Below are 16,972 nucleotides of genomic sequence, written 5' to 3'. Positions count from 1 at the left end.
GCCGGGGGTCTAGGGTCGGGGTATGGGGACTCTGCTTGAGCTGGATCTGACCCGCGGTGTGCTCGAGACGCCGCCCGCTTCCCCGGTGGCCGCGTTCCGCGCGCGGCACCTGCCGACACTGCGCGAGCTGGTGGGCGCGCTGCGGAAGGGGGCGCGTGACGACAGTGTGGTCGGGGTGGTCGCACACCTCGGTGGGCACCGGTTGTCGCTCGCGCAGGTGCAGGAGCTGCGTGAGGCGGTGGCGGACTTCCGTACGTCGGGGAAGCCGGCCGTCGCCTGGACCGAGTCGTTCGGCGAGACCGGCCAGGGCACCGTGCCGTACTACCTGGCGACAGCCTTCGACGAGATCTGGGTGCAGCCGTCCGGCGACCTTGCCGTCACCGGTGTCTCCGTGCAGGCCGTCTTCGTCCGCGGTGCGCTCGACAAGGCGGGCGTGATCCCGCAGTTCGGCAAGCGGCGTGAGTACAAGACCGCTGCCGACACGTTCACCGAGCGGGAGATGACCCCGCCGGCCCGCGAGATGGCGTCGCGGCTCGCGGAGTCGGCGTACGAGCAGATCGTCGAGGGCATCGCCGTCCGGCGGCGTCTGGACACCGCACGGGTCCGGGAGCTCGTCGACAGCGCGCCCCTGGACGCGCAGGCCGGTCTGGATGCCGGACTGGTCGACCGGCTCGGCTACCGCTCGGATGTCTATGACGAGCTCGAGAAGACGCTCCAGTACGACGACAGGCTGCTGGCCGAGCGGTACATCCGGCGTGGTCCGCGGACCCTCGAAGACGTGCGCAAGGCGCTCCCCTGGCCGCAGAAGCCGCTGGTGGCAGTGGTCCGCGTGACAGGCGGCATCTCGGTCGGCCGCAACTCGAACAGCCCGTTCGGTGGTCCCGGCTCCGGCTCCGACACCGTCGGCGCCGCACTGCGCGCCGTGGCGGACAACGAGCGTGTGAAGGCCGTCGTGCTGCGCGTGGACAGCCCGGGCGGTTCGTACGTCGCGTCGGACGCGATCCGCAACGAGGTACTGCGGTTGCGCTCGACCGGGCGCCCTGTGATCGCCTCGATGGGCGGCGTGGCCGCGTCCGGCGGGTACTTCGTCGCGATGCCGGCCGACGTGATCGTGGCCCAGCCCGGCACGATCACCGGGTCGATCGGGGTCCTGACCGGCAAGGGCGTCGTCCGCGACGCACTCGGACGGATCGGCATCTCGCGGGAGGCGGTGTCCGAAGGGGCGAACGCCGAGATGTACTCCGCGCAGGAGGAGTTCACCGACGAGCAGTGGGCGCGCCTGGAGGAGACACTCGACCGGATCTACAAGGACTTCGTCGCCAAGGCGGCCCAGGACCGCGGCCTGCCCGAGGAGCGGCTGGAGTCGCTGGCGCGCGGACGGGTCTGGACCGGTGCGGACGCGCACAGCCACAAGCTCATCGACGAGCTCGGCGGCTTCCAGCACGCGTTGACACTCGCCTGCAACCGCGCCGGTCTGGACCGCGAGGAGATCGGCGTGACCTCGGTCCCGCATCGCAACCTGCTGAGTCAGCTGAAGGCCCCGACGACGACCGACGATCTGGCAGTCAGCGCGGCGCCGCTGACGCTCGACGGCCTGACCGCCGGTCTCTACACCGCTCTCGGCCTGCCGCCCGCCGGCGTACTCCGGATGCCGTTCAGCTGGGAGATCAGCTAGTCCCGCTCACCGCCCGGGACCCAGAGGACGTCGCCGCCGGAGGACAGGTTGGCGACCCGGCCGAGGATGAAAAGCAGGTCGGACAGCCGGTTCAGGTACGTGATCGCGAGTAGGTTGACCGACGGGCCGTGCGTCTCGACGGCGGCCCAGCCGGCCCGCTCGGCACGGCGGACGACCGCGCGGGCGACGTTCAGGTACGCGGCGCCCTCGGTGCCGCCGGGCAGGATGAACGAGCGGAGCTTGGTCAGCCGGCCGTTGTAGTCGTCGCACCAGCTCTCCAGCCGGTCGACGTAGTCCTGGGTGATCCGCAGCGGCGGATACTCCGGGTTGGTCGTGACCGGGTTGCACAGGTCCGCGCCGACGTCGAACAGGTCGTTCTGGATCCGGGTCAGCAGCACGACGATCGCGCTGTTCAGGTGCCCGGCCGCGATGGCCACCCCGATCGCGGAATTCGCCTCGTCGACCTCGCCGTACGCCGCCAGTCGCGGGTCCGTCTTCGACGTGGTGGAGTTGTCGCCGAGACGGGTCTCGCCGGCGTCACCGGTGCGGGTGTAGATCCGCGTCAAGTTCACAGCCATGCCAGGACTCTACGCAAAGCCGCGGACCGGCAAACGCTACAGTCGACCGGTGGAACGGTTTCGGATCGCGGGTGAGGCACGGCTCGAGGGCGCTGTCGAGGTGGCCGGGGCGAAGAACAGTGTGCTCAAGCTGATGGCGGCGGCACTGCTGGCGGAAGGTACGACGACGCTGCGGCAGGTGCCGGGCATTCTCGACGTCACGTTCATGGCGCAACTGCTGGACACTCTCGGTTGCGAGGTGACGGTGGACGCGGAGCAACGGCTCGCCACCATCGCCGTACCGGGCACGATCGGTCACCAGTGCGACTACGACCTGGTCCGCAAGCTGCGCGCGTCGATCTCGGTGCTCGGCCCGCTGCTGGCCCGCTGCGGCCAGGCGGAGGTCGCGCTGCCGGGCGGCGACAACATCGGCTCCCGCGGCCTCAACATGCACGTCGCCGGCCTGGAGTCGATGGGCGCGAAGGTGCACATCGAGCACGGTTTCGTGATCGCCGAGGCACCGCAGGGCCTGCACGGCGCCGAGGTCTGGCTGGACTTCCCGAGCGTCGGCGCCACCGAGACGATCATGATGGCCGCGGTGCTCGCCCGCGGGACCACGATCATCGAGAACGCCGCCCGCGAGCCGGAGATCCAGGACATCGCGGCGATGCTGGTCGGGATGGGCGCGCAGATCGACGGCGCCGGCTCGCCGCGGATCGAGATCACCGGCGTGGACGGGCTGCTGAACCCGGTCGAGCACGTGGTGGTCCCGGACCGGATCGTGTCCGGCAGCTGGGCGTTCGCGGCCGCGATCACCAAGGGTGACGTGACGATCGCCAACGGGCACGCCGAGCACCTGGAGCTGCCGCTGGACAAGCTGCACCGGGCCGGCGCGGAGATCACCGTGCTGAACCCCGGCTTCCGGGTCCGGATGCACGACCGGCCGAAGCCGGTGGACGTGGTCACGCTCCCCTACCCCGGCTTCGCCACCGACCTGCAGGCGTTCGTGATCGCGCTGAACGCGATCAGCGACGGCGCCGCGATGGTCACCGAGAACCTGTTCGAGGGCCGGTTCACGTTCGCGCAGGAGCTGACCCGGCTGGGCGCCCAGATCCAGACCGACGGGCATCATGCCGTGGTCCGCGGCGTGCCGCGGCTGTCCGGCGCGCCCGTGGTCGCCTCGGACATCCGCGCCGGGGCCGCGCTGGTGCTGGCCGGCCTCGCCGCAGAGGGCGAGACCCTCGTCTCGGCCGCCCACCACGTGCACCGCGGCTACACCGACTTCGCCGGCAACCTCCGCCGCCTCGGCGCCGACGTCGTCGTCGAGCCTGACGACGCAGAGATGTACTGGAGCTAATAAGCTCCTCCGCATGACTGAGCGCGTGGTGAAGCCGGTTGGGCGGGGTTTCCTGTTTCTCGACTCGCACCCGGCCGGGTGTGCCCAGGTCGTGCGGGACATGGCGGCGGAGGTCGAGCAGCGTCCTGCGGAGCGGCGTACGGCGCTCGTGATCGGGTCCAGCTCGGGGTACGGGCTCGCGACCACGATCGCCGGCCTCGCGCGGTACGGGATCGACGGCATCGGCATCTGCTTCGAGAAGGCCGCCACGGCCCGCCGTACGGCGACCGCCGGCTGGTACCGGACCGCCGAGACCGCCGCGCTGGCCGCCGAGCTCGGTCGCTCGTGGACGTTCGTGAACGCCGACGCGTTCGCGGACACCACCAAGGACGAGGTCCTCGACCTGATCGCCGCGAAGCTCGGCGGGATCGATCACCTGGTCTACAGCGTCGCGGCGCCGCGGCGTACCGACCCGCGCACCGGCGAGACCTACCAGTCCGTGCTGAAGGCGATCGGCGCCGAGCACACCACCAAGAGCCTCGCGTTCGACGACGGTGCGCCGGTGCTGCAGGAGGTCGGGATCGAGGTCGCGACCGACGACGAGATCGCGCAGACCGTGAAGGTGATGGGCGGCGAGGACTGGACCCGCTGGATCACCGCGCTGCGGGACCGCGACCTGCTCAAGCCCGGCTTCAACACCGTCGCCCTCACCTACATCGGCTCCGAGCTGACCGGGCCGCTCTACCGCCAGGGCTCGATCGGCGCGGCCAAGGCGGACCTGGAGCAGACCGCGCTGAAGCTCGCCGCGGACGGCGTGACGGCGATGACCTCCGTGAACGGCGCCGCCGTCACCCAGGCGTCGTCCGCGATCCCCGGCATCGGCCTGTACGTCAGCCTGCTGCACAAGGTGACCGGCCTGCAGACCCCGGTCGAGCAGTCGATCGCGCTGTGGGACCAGCTCACCGGCGAGGCCCCGCTCGACCTGGACGACGAGGGCCGCATCCGCCTCGACCGCTGGGAACTCAACGACGACGTCCAGTCCGCCGTCCGCACCCAGTGGGAGTCGGCCACCCCGTCCAACATCGCCGAGGTCGCCGACGCCGCGTGGTTCCTCGCCGAGGTCCGCCGCCTGTACGGCTTCGACGTCGCGAGTGTCGACTACGACGCCGAGACCGAGGTCGACGTGGAGTGGCCTACAACGGCTTGAACGACGCCAGTTCGAGGACGAGTTCGCCGGCCTCGTCGGAGGCGGCCAGGTCGACGCTCGCGGTGATGCGCCAGTCGTGGTTGCCTTCCGGGTCGTCGATGATCTGCTGGACCTCCCAATAGCCCGGGTGCTCCTCGACCATGAACAGCGCCGGGCCGCGGGCGGCCGGGCCCGTCCCGACGACCTCGTGCTCGGCGTAGTACGCCGTACCGGCCTCGGCCCAGCGGCCCGCGTCCCAGCCGGCCTCGCTGTCGAGCTGGCCGAGCTCGGCCCAGCGGTGCAGGGCGAGTAGCTCGACGCGACGGAACATCGCGTTGCGGACCAGGACCCGGAACGCCCTGGTGTTCAAGGTGATCCGGCGCGGGCCGGCCGGTGTCGGCTCGGCGGCCTCCTCCTCGGTGGGGTTGGTCAGCTCCTCCCACTCGTCGAGCAGGCTGGAGTCGGTCTGGCGGACCACCTCGCCGAGCCACTCGATCAGGTCTTCCAGGTCCTCGTTCACCTTGTCCGGCGGCACGGTCTGCCGCAGCGCCTTGTAGGCGTCGCTGAGATAGCGCAGGACGATGCCCTCGGAGCGAGCCAGACCGTAGTACCCGATGAACTCGCCGAACGTCATCGCGCGCTCGAACATGTCCCGGACCACGGCCTTCGGCGACAGCCCGGTGTCCGCGATCCACGGATGCGTCTGCCGGTACATCTCGAACGTTGCCTCGAGCAACTCCGCGAGCGGCTTCGGCCAGCTGACGTCCTCGAGCAGCTCCATCCGCTCCTCGTACTCGATGCCCTCGGCCTTCATCGCGTTGACCGCCTCGCCCCGGGCGTGGTGCTCCTGCGCCCAGAGCACCGCGCGCGGGTCCTCCAGCGTGGCCTCGATGATCGAGACCACGTCCAGCGCGTACGACGGGTCGGCCGGGTCGAGCAGGTCCAGCGCCGCCAGGGCGAAGGTGGACAGCGGCTGGTTGAGGCTGAAGTCCTTCTGCAGGTCGACGGTCAGCCGCAGGAGGCGGCCGTTCTCGTCCGGCTCGTCGAGGCGCTCCACCACGCCCGCGGTGACGAGCGTGCGGTAGATCTGGATCGCGCGGCGGATCAGCCGGACCTGCGCCTTGCTGTCCTCGTGGTTGTCGCGCAGCAGCCGCCGCATGCTCTCGAACGCGTTGCCGTCGCGGGCGATGACGTTGAGCAGCATCGCGTGGCTGACCCGCATTCGCGACCGGAGCGCCTCGGGCTCGGCCGCGACCAGCCGGTCGAAGGTGTCCTCGCCCCAGGTGACGAAACCTTCCGGCGGCTTCTTCCGCTGCACCTTGCGCTGCTTCTTCGGATCGTCACCGGCCTTCGCGAGAGCCTTGACGTTCTCCACGACGTGGTCCGGCGCCTGCACGACGACGGTGCCGGACGTGTCGTACCCGGCGCGGCCGGCGCGGCCCGCGATCTGATGGAACTCGCGCGCCTTCAGGATCCGCTGGCGGCGGCCGTCGTACTTGCTGAGCGCGGTGAGGACGACCGTGCGGATCGGGACGTTGATGCCGACGCCGAGAGTGTCGGTGCCGCAGATGACCTTCAGCAGCCCCGCCTGCGCGAGCTGCTCGACGAGCCGGCGGTACTTCGGGAGCATGCCGGCGTGGTGCACGCCGATGCCGTGCTTCACCAGCCGCTGCAGCGTCCGGCCGAAACCCTTGCTGAACCGGAAGTTCCCGATCAGCTCGTTGATCTTCTCCTTCTCCTCCTTCGAGGAGACGTTGATGCTCATCAGCGCCTGGGCACGTTCGAGAGCGGCCGCCTGGGTGAAGTGCACGACATACACCGGGGCCTGGTGGGTGGTGAGCAGCTCTTCGAGCGTCTCGTGCAGGGCGGTGGTGACGTACTTGTAGATCAGCGGGACCGGGCGCTCGCCGGACGCGACGATCGCCGTCGGGCGAGCGGTCCGGCGGGACAGGTCGATCTTGAACCGCTCGACGTCGCCGAGGGTCGCGGACATCAGGATGAACTGCGCCTTCGGCAGCTCGAGCAGCGGCACCTGCCAGGCCCAGCCGCGATCCGGCTCGGAGTAGAAGTGGAACTCGTCCATCACCACCTGGCCGACGTCCGCGTCCGCGCCCTCGCGCAGCGCGATGTTCGCCAGGACCTCCGCCGTGCAACAGATGATCGGGGCGCCCGCGTTGACCGCGGCGTCACCGGTCAGCATGCCGACCTTGTCCGCCCCGAACACGTCACACAACGCGAAGAACTTCTCCGACACCAGCGCCTTGATCGGCGCGGTGTAGAACGTCCGCTGCCCGTTCGCCAGCGCGGCGAAGTGCGCACCGGTCGCCACCAGACTCTTCCCGGACCCGGTCGGCGTCGACAGGATCACGTTCGACCCCGTCATCACCTCGATCAACGCCTCTTCCTGCGCCGGGTACAACGAGATCCCCTGCTCCGTCACCCATCCCTGGAAGGCGTCGAACAGGTCGTCGGGCTCGGTCGTCCCCGGAACGTTCTCAGTCAGCGTCATCGCCACCCATTGTCCCTGGCCGAGCAATCCGCCGGTGCGCCCGGGTCGGGTGCCCCCGGACCGGTCCGTCGGGTGCCGTCCACCGACCGTTCGGCTCGGTTTGCCGACCGCTCGGCGACAGAATCAGTGCAAACGATTGCAAGCATTTCTATTCAGGGGTGACTTGATGGGCATGACATTTACCTCATGGCGCCGGGTGGGCGCGAGTGTGCTGGTGACGGCGGTGGGTGCGGCGGGTCTGGTGGCGGCCGCACCCGGCGACCAGGCGACGACCGAAGGGGGTGGACGCGGCGCGCTGGTCACGACCTGGGGTGCGGCCGACGACATCGCCGGCGGGACGTTGAGCGACATGACGGTGCGGAACGTGCTGCGGACATCCGTCGGCGGGAAGGACCTACGGATCCGGATCTCCAACGCGAACGGGGACCAGCCGCTGGTGTCGGACTCGGTGTACGTCGGGCGGCAGGACAGCGGCGCGAGCGTGGTGCCGGGGTCCAGCCGGCGGCTGACGTTCGGCGGCAGTACGACGGTGACGATCCCGCCCGGTGCGATGGCGATCAGCGATCCGCTGCCGGGCGCGGTGCCGGCGCTGACCAAGCTGACGGTCAGCCTGCACGTGGTCGGGACGACGGGCGTGATCACCGCGCACAACCGGGCGATGCAGCACAGCTACAAGTCGACGTCCGGCGATCACGCGGCCGACGAGTCCGCGACGGCGTACCAGACGGAGTCCTCGGCCTGGTTCTTCCTGAACGCCGCGATCGTCGAGGCGTCGCAGCCGGTGGAGACCGTCGCGACGCTCGGCGACTCGATCACGTCGTCGGTCGGTACGACGATCGACACCGACCAGCGGTGGCCCGACATCCTCGCCGCCCGGTACGCGCAGCTGCCGGAACCGCGGCGGCTGGCGATCTCGAACGAGGGCGTCTCGGGGAACCGGGTGCTCGGCGGGGTCGCGAAGGCGGGCAGTGCCGGGGCGAGCGCGCTGGCCCGGTTGGACAAGGACGTGCTGACCAAGCCCGGCGTGCGGACGGTGCTGGTGCTGGAGGGGATCAACGACATCTACGCCGGGGCGACGACGGAACAGCTGATCGCCGGCTACCGGCAGCTGATCACGCGGGTGCACGCGTCCGGGCGCTGCATCGTCGGCGGGACGCTGACGCCGATGGGCAGCTCGTTCGTGTACACACCGGAGAAGGAGGCGATCCGCCAGGCGGTCAACACCTTCATCCGCACCAGCGGCGAGTTCGACGCCGTCGCCGACTTCGACGCCGCCACCCGCGACCCCGCCGACCCCACCCGCCTGGCCGCCCCCTACGACGGCGGAGACGGCCTACACCCCAACAACGCCGGCAACCAAGCCATGGGCGAGGCGCCGAACCTCGACGCGCTGCGCTGCAACTAGCAGGGCTACGACAACCGGTGGGGTCTGTGAACAGGCTATTGCTTGTTCACAGACCCCGGCGGGTGCGCACGGACCTACTTGTCGCCCTTGATGGCCAGGGCCTGTTCCAGTTCGTCTCGGATGGCGTCGGCTCCGGATTTTCGGTAGTTGGTGACGGCTTCGTCCCAGGCGGAGAGGTCTGCTCGGCCTAGTTGGATGTCCTTGGTCAGGGCGTCCATTCGGGTGTCGAGGACCTTGCCCTTGGTGGATTGGGTGGGTGAGTAGAGGCCGTACGCCGGCGGCAGGATCGCTGTCGGGAGGACGGCTTTGAGGTGGTTGTACGCCGTGTCGACCGCCTCGGGGTGGCCGGGGAAGTACGCGGGGTACGGGCCGTCGGCCAGGTACTGGACCGGGAATTCACCCAGGCACACCTCGCTCCCGCCGTCCTTGGTCAGCTGCGGGTCGGTGCCGTTCAGTGTGTAGTGCCGCCCGGGCAACCCGAACTTCCGGAACAGGTACTCCTCTGTCCCGAACGGCGCCGCGAACCAGTTCAGGATCCGCAGCAGCGCCTTCGTCCGCTCCGGTGAGCTCGGCCGGATCGCCGCGATCGAGTTGTTCGGCGACCCGAGCAGGACCCGCCCGACCTTGCCGTCGTCGGCGCGCGGCACCGGGATCGTGATGCTGAAGTTCTTGTTCGTCGCGCGCCGGTAGAAGCTCTGGATCGACGAGTACGTGTCCTGTGTCATCACCGCCGACCCCTGCGTGAACCAGACCTTCTGGTTGTTCTTCGCGACCCCGTCCGGATGGATCAGGCCGTCCTTCACCATCTGCCGGGTGATCGCGAGCAGTTCCTTGTGCTCCGGCAGTTCCCGGCTGTGCACGAGCTTCCCGTCGCGCACCTCCCACCCGTTCGGCAGGCCGAGCATCGCACTGACCGTCGCGGTCGGCGGTACGGCGAAACCCCACCGGTTCTTCTTGCCGTCGGTGACCGCCTTGGCCACCTTCACCAGCTCGTCGACGGTCGGCGAGCCGATCTCGACCCCGAGCTGGTCCAGCAGGTCCTGCCGCACCAGCAGCGTGTTCGACGACATCACGCCGCGCTGGATCGGCACCGCCCGGATCCCGCCGGAGAACACGCAGCCCCGCCACGACGCCTGCGGCGCGTTCGCCAGGAAGGGGTACTCGAGGATCGCGTCCCCGGACAGGTACTCGGTCAGGTCCTGCGCCCGCGCCTCCAGGAACTGCGGCAGGTACGCGAACCCGCCGTCCACGTTGAACAGGTCGCCCAGCGTGTCACCGGCCACCGCCGTGGCGAACTTGTTCGGATAGTCGGTCGCCGCCGTGATGGTGAGCTCCAGCGGCGACCCGAGCCGACGGTTCAGCTCCTGCCAGTACGGATTGCGGTCGGCCGTCGGCGGGATCGGGTTCGACGTCAGGGTCGAGCCGACCACGTCGGTCCCGTCCCCCGGCGTACCGCTGGTCGCCTTCGTCGGGTTCGCCGGGAACCGGTAGAAGCAGTCCGGCATCAGCGGATGGCTGCGTGGCAGGTCCGGCTTGGGGCCGTCGAAGCGTCGGTACGTCGGCAGCGCGACCGGCTTGTTCAGCGCCGCGATGTCGGTCGACCGGGTCACGGTCGAGCAGCCGGTCATGCCGACCGCCGCGGCGGCCAGCGATCCGCCGAGGAGCGTCCTTCTGCTGAGCGTCATCCCTTCACCGCCCCGGTCAGCATGCCCTTGGCGAAGTGCCGCTGCAGGAACGGGTACACGATCAGGATCGGCACCAGCGACACCACCAGGATCGCCATCTGGATCGACTCCTGCGGCGGCAACTGGTCGGCCGCCGCGCCGCCGAGGTCACCGCTGCTCAGCTCGGTGTTGTTGATGACGTACGTCCGCAGGACCAGCTGCAACGGCCATTTCGCGGTGTCGTTGATGTAGAGCATCGCGTTGAAGAACGCGTTCCAGTAGCCGACCGCGTAGAACAGCCCGACGACCGCGAGCACCGCGCGGGACAGCGGGAGCACGATCGACCAGAAGATCCGGAAGTCGCCGGCGCCGTCGATTCGGGCCGAGTCGAGGACCGAGTCCGGGATGCCCATGAAGAACGAGCGCAGCACGATCACGTTGAAGCCACTGATCGCCGTCGGCAGGATCAGCGCCAGCAGCGAGTCGAGCAGGCCGAACTCCTTCACCACCAGGTAGTTCGGGATCAGGCCCGGGCTGAACAGCAGGCTGAACAGCACGATCAGCAAGATCGGCCGCTGCCCGAACGACCCCGGCCGGCTGAGTGCGTAGGCCAGCATCGTCGACCCGGCCAGGCTGATCAGCGTGCCGCCGGTCGCGATCACCATGCTGACCAGCAACGCCCGCTGGACGACGCCGCCGTTGAAGATCGACTCGTACGCGTCCAGGTTGAGCCCGTCCGGCCAGAGCACGAAACCGCCGGAGTTCGTGACGTGTTCCTGGCTGGCGATGCTGGTCGAGATCACGCCGATGAACGGGATGATGACGACCGCACAACACACCAGCAGTACGACGGCCTTCACCGCCCGCGACGCGGTACCGGGACCTTCGTCGATGCCCTTCTGCAGCGTGCTCATTTCTTGTACACCCCCGCTTCGCCGAAGATATGGGCGATCTTGTTGGCGCCGATCACCAGGGCGACGCCGACCAGGCCCTTCACCAGTCCGACCGCGGCGGAGACGCCCCATTGGCCGGCCAGTACACCGTTGTTGTAGACGTAGGTGTCGAGCACCTCGCTCGCCGGTCGTCCGACCAGGTTCTGCTGCAGGATGATCTGCTCGAAACCGACGGTCAGCGAGTCACCGAGCCGCAGGATCAGCAGCAGGATGATCAGGCCGCGGATCCCGGGCACCGTGACGTGCCACAACTGCCGCCAGCGCGAGGCGCCGTCGACGCGGGCCGCCTCGTACAGCCCCGGATCGATCTGCGTGAGCGCGGCCAGGAACAGGATCGTCCCCCACCCGGTGTCCTTCCAGATCACCTGACTGGTGAGCAGCGCGATGAAGCCGTCCGGGTTGCCGAGGAAGTCGATCGTGCCCATCCCGTGCTCGCGGAGGAAGTTGTTGATCAGCCCGCTGCCGCCGAGGATCTGCTGGAAGATCGCGATCACGATCACCCAGGACAGGAAGTGCGGCAGGTACAGCACGGACTGCACGACGCGTTTGATCCGCTCGGACAGCAGGCTGTTCAGCAGCAGCGCCAGCGCGATCGGCGCCGGGAACACGAAGATCACCTGGACGACCGTGATCAGCAGCGTGTTCTTGAGTGCGTTGAGGAACTCCGCGTCGCCGTTGAAGATCACCGCGAAGTTGTCCCACCCGACCCACGCGCTGCGGCCGAGCGGCACGAACGGCAGGTACTCCTGGAACGCGATCAGGTTCCCGAGCAGCGGCAGGTAGTGGAACACCAGCAGCAGCGCCAGCCCGGGCAGGGCCATCAGCAACAGGATCTTGTCCCGGCGGGCCCGCGCCCACCAGGTCAGCGGCTTCCCCGCCGGACGCCCCGGGGATCTACTGTCCGTAACGGCGCCCGGTGGTCCGGAGCCTGTCGGTTCTCCGGCCGTGGTCGGTCGGCTGGGGATTCGTTCTGTTTGAGCCACGCGACACTCCCAGGTCGTAGCCCCCCACCTTGGAGAACGCTTTCCGTTCTCCTTTGTTCGACTGTGTCGTGTCTTGGGGAGCCACGCAGCTTCGGTCGGAGTGTCTTGCGGAAACCGGTCAGGTGCGGTGGTGCCAGCGGGTCTCGGCGCCGCCGCGGCGGGCCAGGTGTTCGAGGTGCGCGCGGGCCATCCGCACGGTCTGCAGGTTGAGACCGCCGTACGCCCCGAGCTCGGTACCGATGGCTTCCGCGAGGTCACGGACAGTCAGCGAACCGCGCGTGCGAAGCAGCCGGGCGGTGAGCTCGTCGACGCCGGCGACCCATTCGAGGCTCTCCTCGATCAGCTTCCGGCCGGCGGCCGCGTCCAGCGCGTCGCCGTGCGACGGCACCAGGGCGTCGAAGTCGAGCTCGAGGAGCCGGCTCAACCCACTCGTGTAGCGCGTGACGTCGGTGTAGAGCGGCGCGAGCCAGACCGAGCTGTCGAGGTACGGGCGGCCGCGTCCCTGCACGTCGTCGAAGGTGAACAGGGTCCGCGACGTCTCGTCGAGTACGGCGATGTGCCCCGGACTGTGGCCGCTGGTCGTGATCACCTGCAACGGGCGCTCACCGGGCAGAAGATCGCCGTCGCGCAGCAGGACGTCGATGCGGACCCGTTCGTCCAGCATGTCGAGCAGTTCGGTCCGCTCGGCCTCCGAGAGGTCCAGCGCGTCCGGGTCCGCGCCCCACAGCTCGGTCAGCAACCGCTCGTTGTCCTCCAGCCACGCTGCCTCCAGCGCGGGGGCCGCGAACCGGGCCCCGCTGTGTTTACGCAGTACAGCGTTGCCGCCCATGTGATCGGGGTGCGCGTGGCTGTTGACGACCAGCGTGAGGTCGGACAACCCGAGGCCGATACCGGCGAGCTCGGGCGCCGTCGTCGACTCGGGGGTCGACGCGATCCCCGCGTCCAGCAGCACCAGCTCGGAGCCGGCGTCGATGACGTGCAGCCACAGCGGCAGGCCGCACACGTGCGGGTAGTCGGTCGCCAGCCGGTGGATTCCCGGTGCGATCTCAGCGGGCATGGTTCACCGTCCTTCGAAGGTTCCGGTCCGGCGTTCCGCGAACGCCGCTCGTCCTTCGGCGGCGTCCTGGGTGCCGAGGGCAACCGCCTGCAACTCGCGCTCGTACTGGATGGCGGCTTCCAGGCCCATCGACCAAGCGGCCCGCAGGTTCGCCTTGGCCGCGGCGGCCGCGACCGGCGGGCGGGCGGCGATCCGGTGCGCCAGCTCGGTTGCTGCCGGCAACAGGTCGTCCGGGGCCAGGAGCTTGCTGACCAGCCCGATCCGCAGCGCCTCGACGGCGTCGATCGGATCGCCGGTGAGCAGCAGCGTCGCCGCGTCGCCGGCCGGCACCGAAGCCGCGAGCAGCGCCGTCACTCCCCCGCCGCCGATCCAGCCGAGCTTGATCTCGGCCGCCGCGAAGCTCGCGGTCGACGAGGCCAGCCGGATGTCGCACGACAGCGCCAGCTCCAGCCCGCCGCCGTACGCGTACCCGTTGACCGCCGCGATCACCGGCGTCCGCAGCGAGCGCAGCGCGTCGCAGTAGTCGCGCCGGTTCCGGAAGTGCCACGGGCCGTCGTACCGGTCGAGCTCGCCGATGTCGCTGCCGACCGAGAAGGCGCGCTCACCCGCGCCGGTCACCACGACCGCGCGGATCGACGGGTCCTCGTCGATGCGCGGGATGAGTTCGAGCAGCTCGGCGCTCATCGACCGGGTGGCCGCGTTCAGCTTCGCGGGCCGGTCGAGCGTGAGCACACCGACGTACCCGTCCTGGTCGAAGCGGATCCGGCCGTCATCCATGGCGCACCTTCTTGAAGTCGTCCTCGATCCGGTCGACCGCGGCGCCGAGGTCGTCGTCGTTGCCGAGCAGCTCCCGCACCCGCTCGGCCAGCTCGTCCTGGAACCCGATCCAGCCGTCGAACCGCGGCCGGACGTACGACGCGCGCACGGTCTCGAGCGTGGCCGAGTAGTGCCCGTTCCACGCCTGGTCCACGTCAGGCGACTCCCACACCGCGGCGGTCGCCGACTGCCCTCCCACGGCCGCCAACTCGACTTGCGTTTTCACGTCGAGCAGCCCGCGCACGTACTTGGTCACAGCCAGCACCTTCGAGTAAGCCCGAGGCGTAACCGCCAGCCCCGTACCACCCAGCGTGCCGTTCCCCGGCCCGTCTGCATCGAACAGCCGAGGCGCAGCGGACCAGCTCAGTGTCTGCCCGTAGTACGCGTAGCTGTAGACGAGCGGGCAACAGTCCGCCTCCCCGGCCACAAGCAACTCATGGACCCCGATCGGATCAAGCCCAGCCGCCGTCTGATCGCTCCGCCTCCACACAGCACGCAGCAACTCCAACGCCGCGACCGCGCGCTGCCGGTCGAGCAGGGTCTCCCCTGCGCGATCTCCCGCGAGCCCCAGCAACATCAGCCCGGCGTGTGGACCTGCGACGCACAGCACCACAGGCTCAGACAGCTGCAGGACGTCTGACCAACTCTTTGGTGGCGTAGGCAGTCGGTCGGCCCGGTAGACACACGTCTGCGTAGCCGCGTCCAGCGGGAGCGCCCACCCATGCCCTTCCAGCTGATAGCTGGACCAGGTGGGCGGGACGGCACGCGACTCCCACAGAGCCAGGTCGTCGGGCGCGAAGACGTCCTCGACGGGCAGTACCGCACCCGCCTCGATTGCGGCGCCCAGGCCGGGGTGGTCGATCACCAGGAGGTCATAGCGATCCGCGAGTTCCACCAACGGCGTCGACTCGAAACCGGACAACGGCTGCCGGTCCCACTCCACCACGACGTCAGGGTGCGAGAAGACCTCCAGCGGCCGATAGCCCCGCGGATGGTCCCAGGTCAGACCGCGCAACGCCACGGTCACGGCGCGACCACCGCACCCGAATCCAGCAGCGCCTGCCGCCGCGCCGGCGAGACACCGAGCTCAGCCAACAGCTCCTCAGTGTGCTCACCAACCAGCGGAGCCGCCCGGTGTACTTCGGCAGGTGTCCGGCTGAAGCGGTACGGGAACCCCGGTGTCGTCACGGTCCCCTCGGTCGGGTGCTCGTACGTCACGAACGACTCGTTGTGCAGCACCTGGGGATCCGTGCGCAGGTCGTCGTACGACAGAACCGGGCCGCACCACACGCCACGCTCACGCAGCTTGAGCATCCAGTGCTCGGTCGACTCCCGTCGCAGCGCCGCTGACACTGCGGCCGCGATCTCGTCGCGACGGGCGAACCCGTCGCGCTCTGCGTCCAGCCCGGCCAGCTGTGGTGCGTCCAACACCTCGGCCAGCACCGGGAGGTTCGCGAAGGCCAGTGAGATGTATCCGTCGGCCGTGGTGAAGATCCCGTACGGCGCACGGATGTAGCTGTGCGCGTGCACCTCCTCGGAGCGCGTCTGCGGCACGCCGCCGACGGTGTGCACCGACAGCTCCTGCATCTGCAGGGCGATCACCGCGTCCAGCATATTCACCTGGACGAGCTGACCCTCCCCTGTCCGCTCCCGGTGCAGCAGCGCGGCCAGTACGCCTTCGAACGCGCTGTACGCCGTGACCGCGTCGGCCAGGAAGTACGGCGCGGCAACGGGTGGCTCGTCCGGGCGGCCGGCGCTGAACAGCGCACCACTCATCGCCTGCACCAGCAGGTCCTGTCCGGGCCACTCGGCGTACGGACCGCTCTCGCCGTACCCGGAGATGGAGACGTAGACCAGTGAGGGCTTCAGTGCGCGCAGCGTGTCGTAGTCGACGCCGAGGCGGGCGGCGACGCCGGGCCGGTAGTTCTGCAGGAACACATCCGCGGTGCGTACCAGCTCGTACAGGAGCTCGCGGCCCTCGTCGGACTTGAGGTCGACGGCGAGGCTGCGCTTGTTGCGGTTCAGCGAGAGGAACGACGCGTTGACCTCGTTGCCGGCGGCGCCGCCCGCGGACGTGTGCCGCTGCCATTCGCCGGTCACCGGCTCGACCTTGACCACGTCCGCGCCGAGGTCGCCGAGCCGCATCGCCGCCAGCGGACCGGCCATCGCCACCGACACGTCGAGGACGCGGTAACCGCCCAGGATGTTCATTGCGCCGTCCATCCCGCGTCGACCGGCAGGACCGCGCCGGTGATGAACGACGCGTCGTCGCTGGCCAGGAACGCGATCGCGGCGGCCACTTCCGACGGCTGCCCGATCCGGCCGAGCGCGTGGTGCCGCTCGACCATGGCCTGCATCGCGCCCGGGTCGTCCTCACCGCCGACCTTCCCGTTGCGGATCAGCGGGGTGTCGATGAGGCCGGGCGCCACGCAGTTCGCGCGGACGCCGGCCGGGCCGTGGTCGAGGGCCATCGCGCGGGTCAGGTTCTCGACGCCGGCCTTCGCCGCGCAGTACGCCGACCTGTTCCGCTCGCCGACCGTGCCGATCGCGGACGAGATCGTCACGATCGCCCCACCGCCCTGCGCGACGAACCGCGGCAGCACGGCCCGGCACGAGTTGTAGACCCCGGTCAGGTCGACGTCCAGAATCGCCCGCCACTCGTCCGGTGACGTGTTGGGCACGGTGTCGCAGACATCCACACCAGCAGCACTCACCAACACATCAACTCGCTCGAGCCCCGAGACCACCTCCACAGTCCGCTCGAGATCCGTCACATCAAGCTCGAACGCCCGCGCAACCACCCGCCGCGCCGACGCCTCCGGCGTCGGCGC

General features: G+C 69.6%; 14 protein-coding genes. 4 read left to right on the top strand and 10 right to left on the bottom strand.

Annotated elements, in window-relative coordinates:
- Nucleotides 1–22 precede the first annotated feature (22 nt).
- On the top strand, nt 23–1,675 hold the full coding sequence (gene sppA / locus ABZW60_RS31610; protein WP_355483045.1) for a signal peptide peptidase SppA: 1,653 nt from the start codon (nt 23–25) through the stop codon (nt 1,673–1,675).
- On the opposite strand, the gene ABZW60_RS31605 is transcribed toward sppA, so the two are convergent.
- On the bottom strand, nt 1,672–2,253 hold the full coding sequence (locus ABZW60_RS31605; RefSeq protein WP_355483043.1) for a cob(I)yrinic acid a,c-diamide adenosyltransferase: 582 nt from the start codon (nt 2,251–2,253) through the stop codon (nt 1,672–1,674). The two genes, sppA and ABZW60_RS31605, sit on opposite strands and share 4 nt — an antisense overlap.
- Nucleotides 2,254–2,302: 49 nt before the next feature.
- Here ABZW60_RS31605 and murA point away from each other — a divergent pair, with 49 nt between their 5' ends.
- Both murA and fabV read left to right on the top strand, forming a co-directional pair.
- Nucleotides 2,303–3,589 carry a UDP-N-acetylglucosamine 1-carboxyvinyltransferase gene (gene murA / locus ABZW60_RS31600; protein WP_355483041.1) on the top strand — a complete coding sequence of 429 codons (1,287 nt, stop codon included), beginning with the start codon at nt 2,303–2,305 and terminating at the stop codon, nt 3,587–3,589.
- Between the two features lie 13 nt (nt 3,590–3,602).
- Entirely contained in the window at nt 3,603–4,775 is a 1,173-nt protein-coding gene (fabV, locus tag ABZW60_RS31595) for an enoyl-[acyl-carrier-protein] reductase FabV (protein WP_355483039.1), read from the top strand.
- Here the strand turns inward: fabV and ABZW60_RS31590 are convergent.
- Nucleotides 4,762–7,263: a DUF3516 domain-containing protein gene (locus ABZW60_RS31590; RefSeq protein WP_355483037.1), complete on the bottom strand. Its 2,502-nt coding sequence runs from the start codon at nt 7,261–7,263 to the stop codon at nt 4,762–4,764. The genes fabV and ABZW60_RS31590 overlap by 14 nt on opposite strands.
- 166 nt (nt 7,264–7,429) lie before the next feature.
- Between ABZW60_RS31590 and ABZW60_RS31585 the strand changes: the two genes are divergently transcribed.
- The gene (locus ABZW60_RS31585; protein WP_355483035.1) at nt 7,430–8,668 is read left to right on the top strand and encodes an SGNH/GDSL hydrolase family protein; all 1,239 of its coding nucleotides are present in this window, start codon (nt 7,430–7,432) and stop codon (nt 8,666–8,668) included.
- Nucleotides 8,669–8,742: 74 nt separating this feature from the next.
- On the opposite strand, the gene ABZW60_RS31580 is transcribed toward ABZW60_RS31585, so the two are convergent.
- From ABZW60_RS31580 to ABZW60_RS31545, 8 genes are all read right to left on the bottom strand, one after another.
- Nucleotides 8,743–10,353: a hypothetical protein gene (locus tag ABZW60_RS31580; RefSeq protein ID WP_355483034.1), complete on the bottom strand. Its 1,611-nt coding sequence runs from the start codon at nt 10,351–10,353 to the stop codon at nt 8,743–8,745.
- Nucleotides 10,350–11,246: a carbohydrate ABC transporter permease gene (locus ABZW60_RS31575; protein ID WP_355483032.1), complete on the bottom strand. Its 897-nt coding sequence runs from the start codon at nt 11,244–11,246 to the stop codon at nt 10,350–10,352. Before ABZW60_RS31575 ends, ABZW60_RS31580 begins: the two co-directional genes overlap by 4 nt.
- Nucleotides 11,243–12,106 (bottom strand): ABC transporter permease subunit, encoded by an 864-nt coding sequence (locus tag ABZW60_RS31570; RefSeq protein ID WP_355483030.1) that lies wholly within the window; start codon nt 12,104–12,106, stop codon nt 11,243–11,245. The genes ABZW60_RS31575 and ABZW60_RS31570 overlap by 4 nt, the downstream gene beginning before the upstream one ends.
- 280 nt (nt 12,107–12,386) lie before the next feature.
- Nucleotides 12,387–13,325 carry an MBL fold metallo-hydrolase gene (locus ABZW60_RS31565; RefSeq protein ID WP_355483028.1) on the bottom strand — a complete coding sequence of 313 codons (939 nt, stop codon included), beginning with the start codon at nt 13,323–13,325 and terminating at the stop codon, nt 12,387–12,389.
- 3 nt (nt 13,326–13,328) lie between these two features.
- Nucleotides 13,329–14,102, bottom strand: a complete 774-nt coding sequence (locus ABZW60_RS31560) for an enoyl-CoA hydratase/isomerase family protein (protein ID WP_355483027.1) — start codon at nt 14,100–14,102, stop codon at nt 13,329–13,331.
- Nucleotides 14,095–15,168, bottom strand: coding sequence for an extracellular solute-binding protein (locus tag ABZW60_RS31555; protein WP_355483025.1), 1,074 nt, complete (start codon nt 15,166–15,168; stop codon nt 14,095–14,097). The genes ABZW60_RS31560 and ABZW60_RS31555 overlap by 8 nt, the downstream gene beginning before the upstream one ends.
- Nucleotides 15,165–16,352: a CoA transferase gene (locus tag ABZW60_RS31550; RefSeq protein ID WP_355483023.1), complete on the bottom strand. Its 1,188-nt coding sequence runs from the start codon at nt 16,350–16,352 to the stop codon at nt 15,165–15,167. Before ABZW60_RS31550 ends, ABZW60_RS31555 begins: the two co-directional genes overlap by 4 nt.
- On the bottom strand, nt 16,349–16,972 hold a 624-nt coding region (locus ABZW60_RS31545), incomplete at its 5' end, for an SDR family oxidoreductase (protein ID WP_355483021.1). The genes ABZW60_RS31545 and ABZW60_RS31550, both read right to left, overlap by 4 nt.

This window comes from Kribbella sp. NPDC003557, from assembly GCF_040610805.1.
Lineage (GTDB): Bacteria > Actinomycetota > Actinomycetes > Propionibacteriales > Kribbellaceae > Kribbella.
Note: the sequence above shows the minus strand (reverse complement) of the source record. Positions and strands in the feature narration are given on the sequence as shown.

Excerpts from the sequence above, each read along its gene's own strand:
- sppA (WP_355483045.1), top strand. The coding sequence starts at position 23 with ATGGGGACTCTGCTTGAGCTGGATCTGACCCGCGGTGTGCTCGAGACG.
- ABZW60_RS31575 (WP_355483032.1), bottom strand. The coding sequence starts at position 11,246 with ATGAGCACGCTGCAGAAGGGCATCGACGAAGGTCCCGGTACCGCGTCG.
- ABZW60_RS31590 (WP_355483037.1), bottom strand. The coding sequence starts at position 7,263 with ATGACGCTGACTGAGAACGTTCCGGGGACGACCGAGCCCGACGACCTG.
- ABZW60_RS31570 (WP_355483030.1), bottom strand. The coding sequence starts at position 12,106 with ATGGCCCTGCCCGGGCTGGCGCTGCTGCTGGTGTTCCACTACCTGCCG.
- fabV (WP_355483039.1), top strand. The coding sequence starts at position 3,603 with ATGACTGAGCGCGTGGTGAAGCCGGTTGGGCGGGGTTTCCTGTTTCTC.
- ABZW60_RS31605 (WP_355483043.1), bottom strand. The coding sequence starts at position 2,253 with ATGGCTGTGAACTTGACGCGGATCTACACCCGCACCGGTGACGCCGGC.
- ABZW60_RS31580 (WP_355483034.1), bottom strand. The coding sequence starts at position 10,353 with ATGACGCTCAGCAGAAGGACGCTCCTCGGCGGATCGCTGGCCGCCGCG.
- ABZW60_RS31550 (WP_355483023.1), bottom strand. The coding sequence starts at position 16,352 with ATGAACATCCTGGGCGGTTACCGCGTCCTCGACGTGTCGGTGGCGATG.
- ABZW60_RS31585 (WP_355483035.1), top strand. The coding sequence starts at position 7,430 with ATGGGCATGACATTTACCTCATGGCGCCGGGTGGGCGCGAGTGTGCTG.
- ABZW60_RS31565 (WP_355483028.1), bottom strand. The coding sequence starts at position 13,325 with ATGCCCGCTGAGATCGCACCGGGAATCCACCGGCTGGCGACCGACTAC.
- ABZW60_RS31560 (WP_355483027.1), bottom strand. The coding sequence starts at position 14,102 with ATGGATGACGGCCGGATCCGCTTCGACCAGGACGGGTACGTCGGTGTG.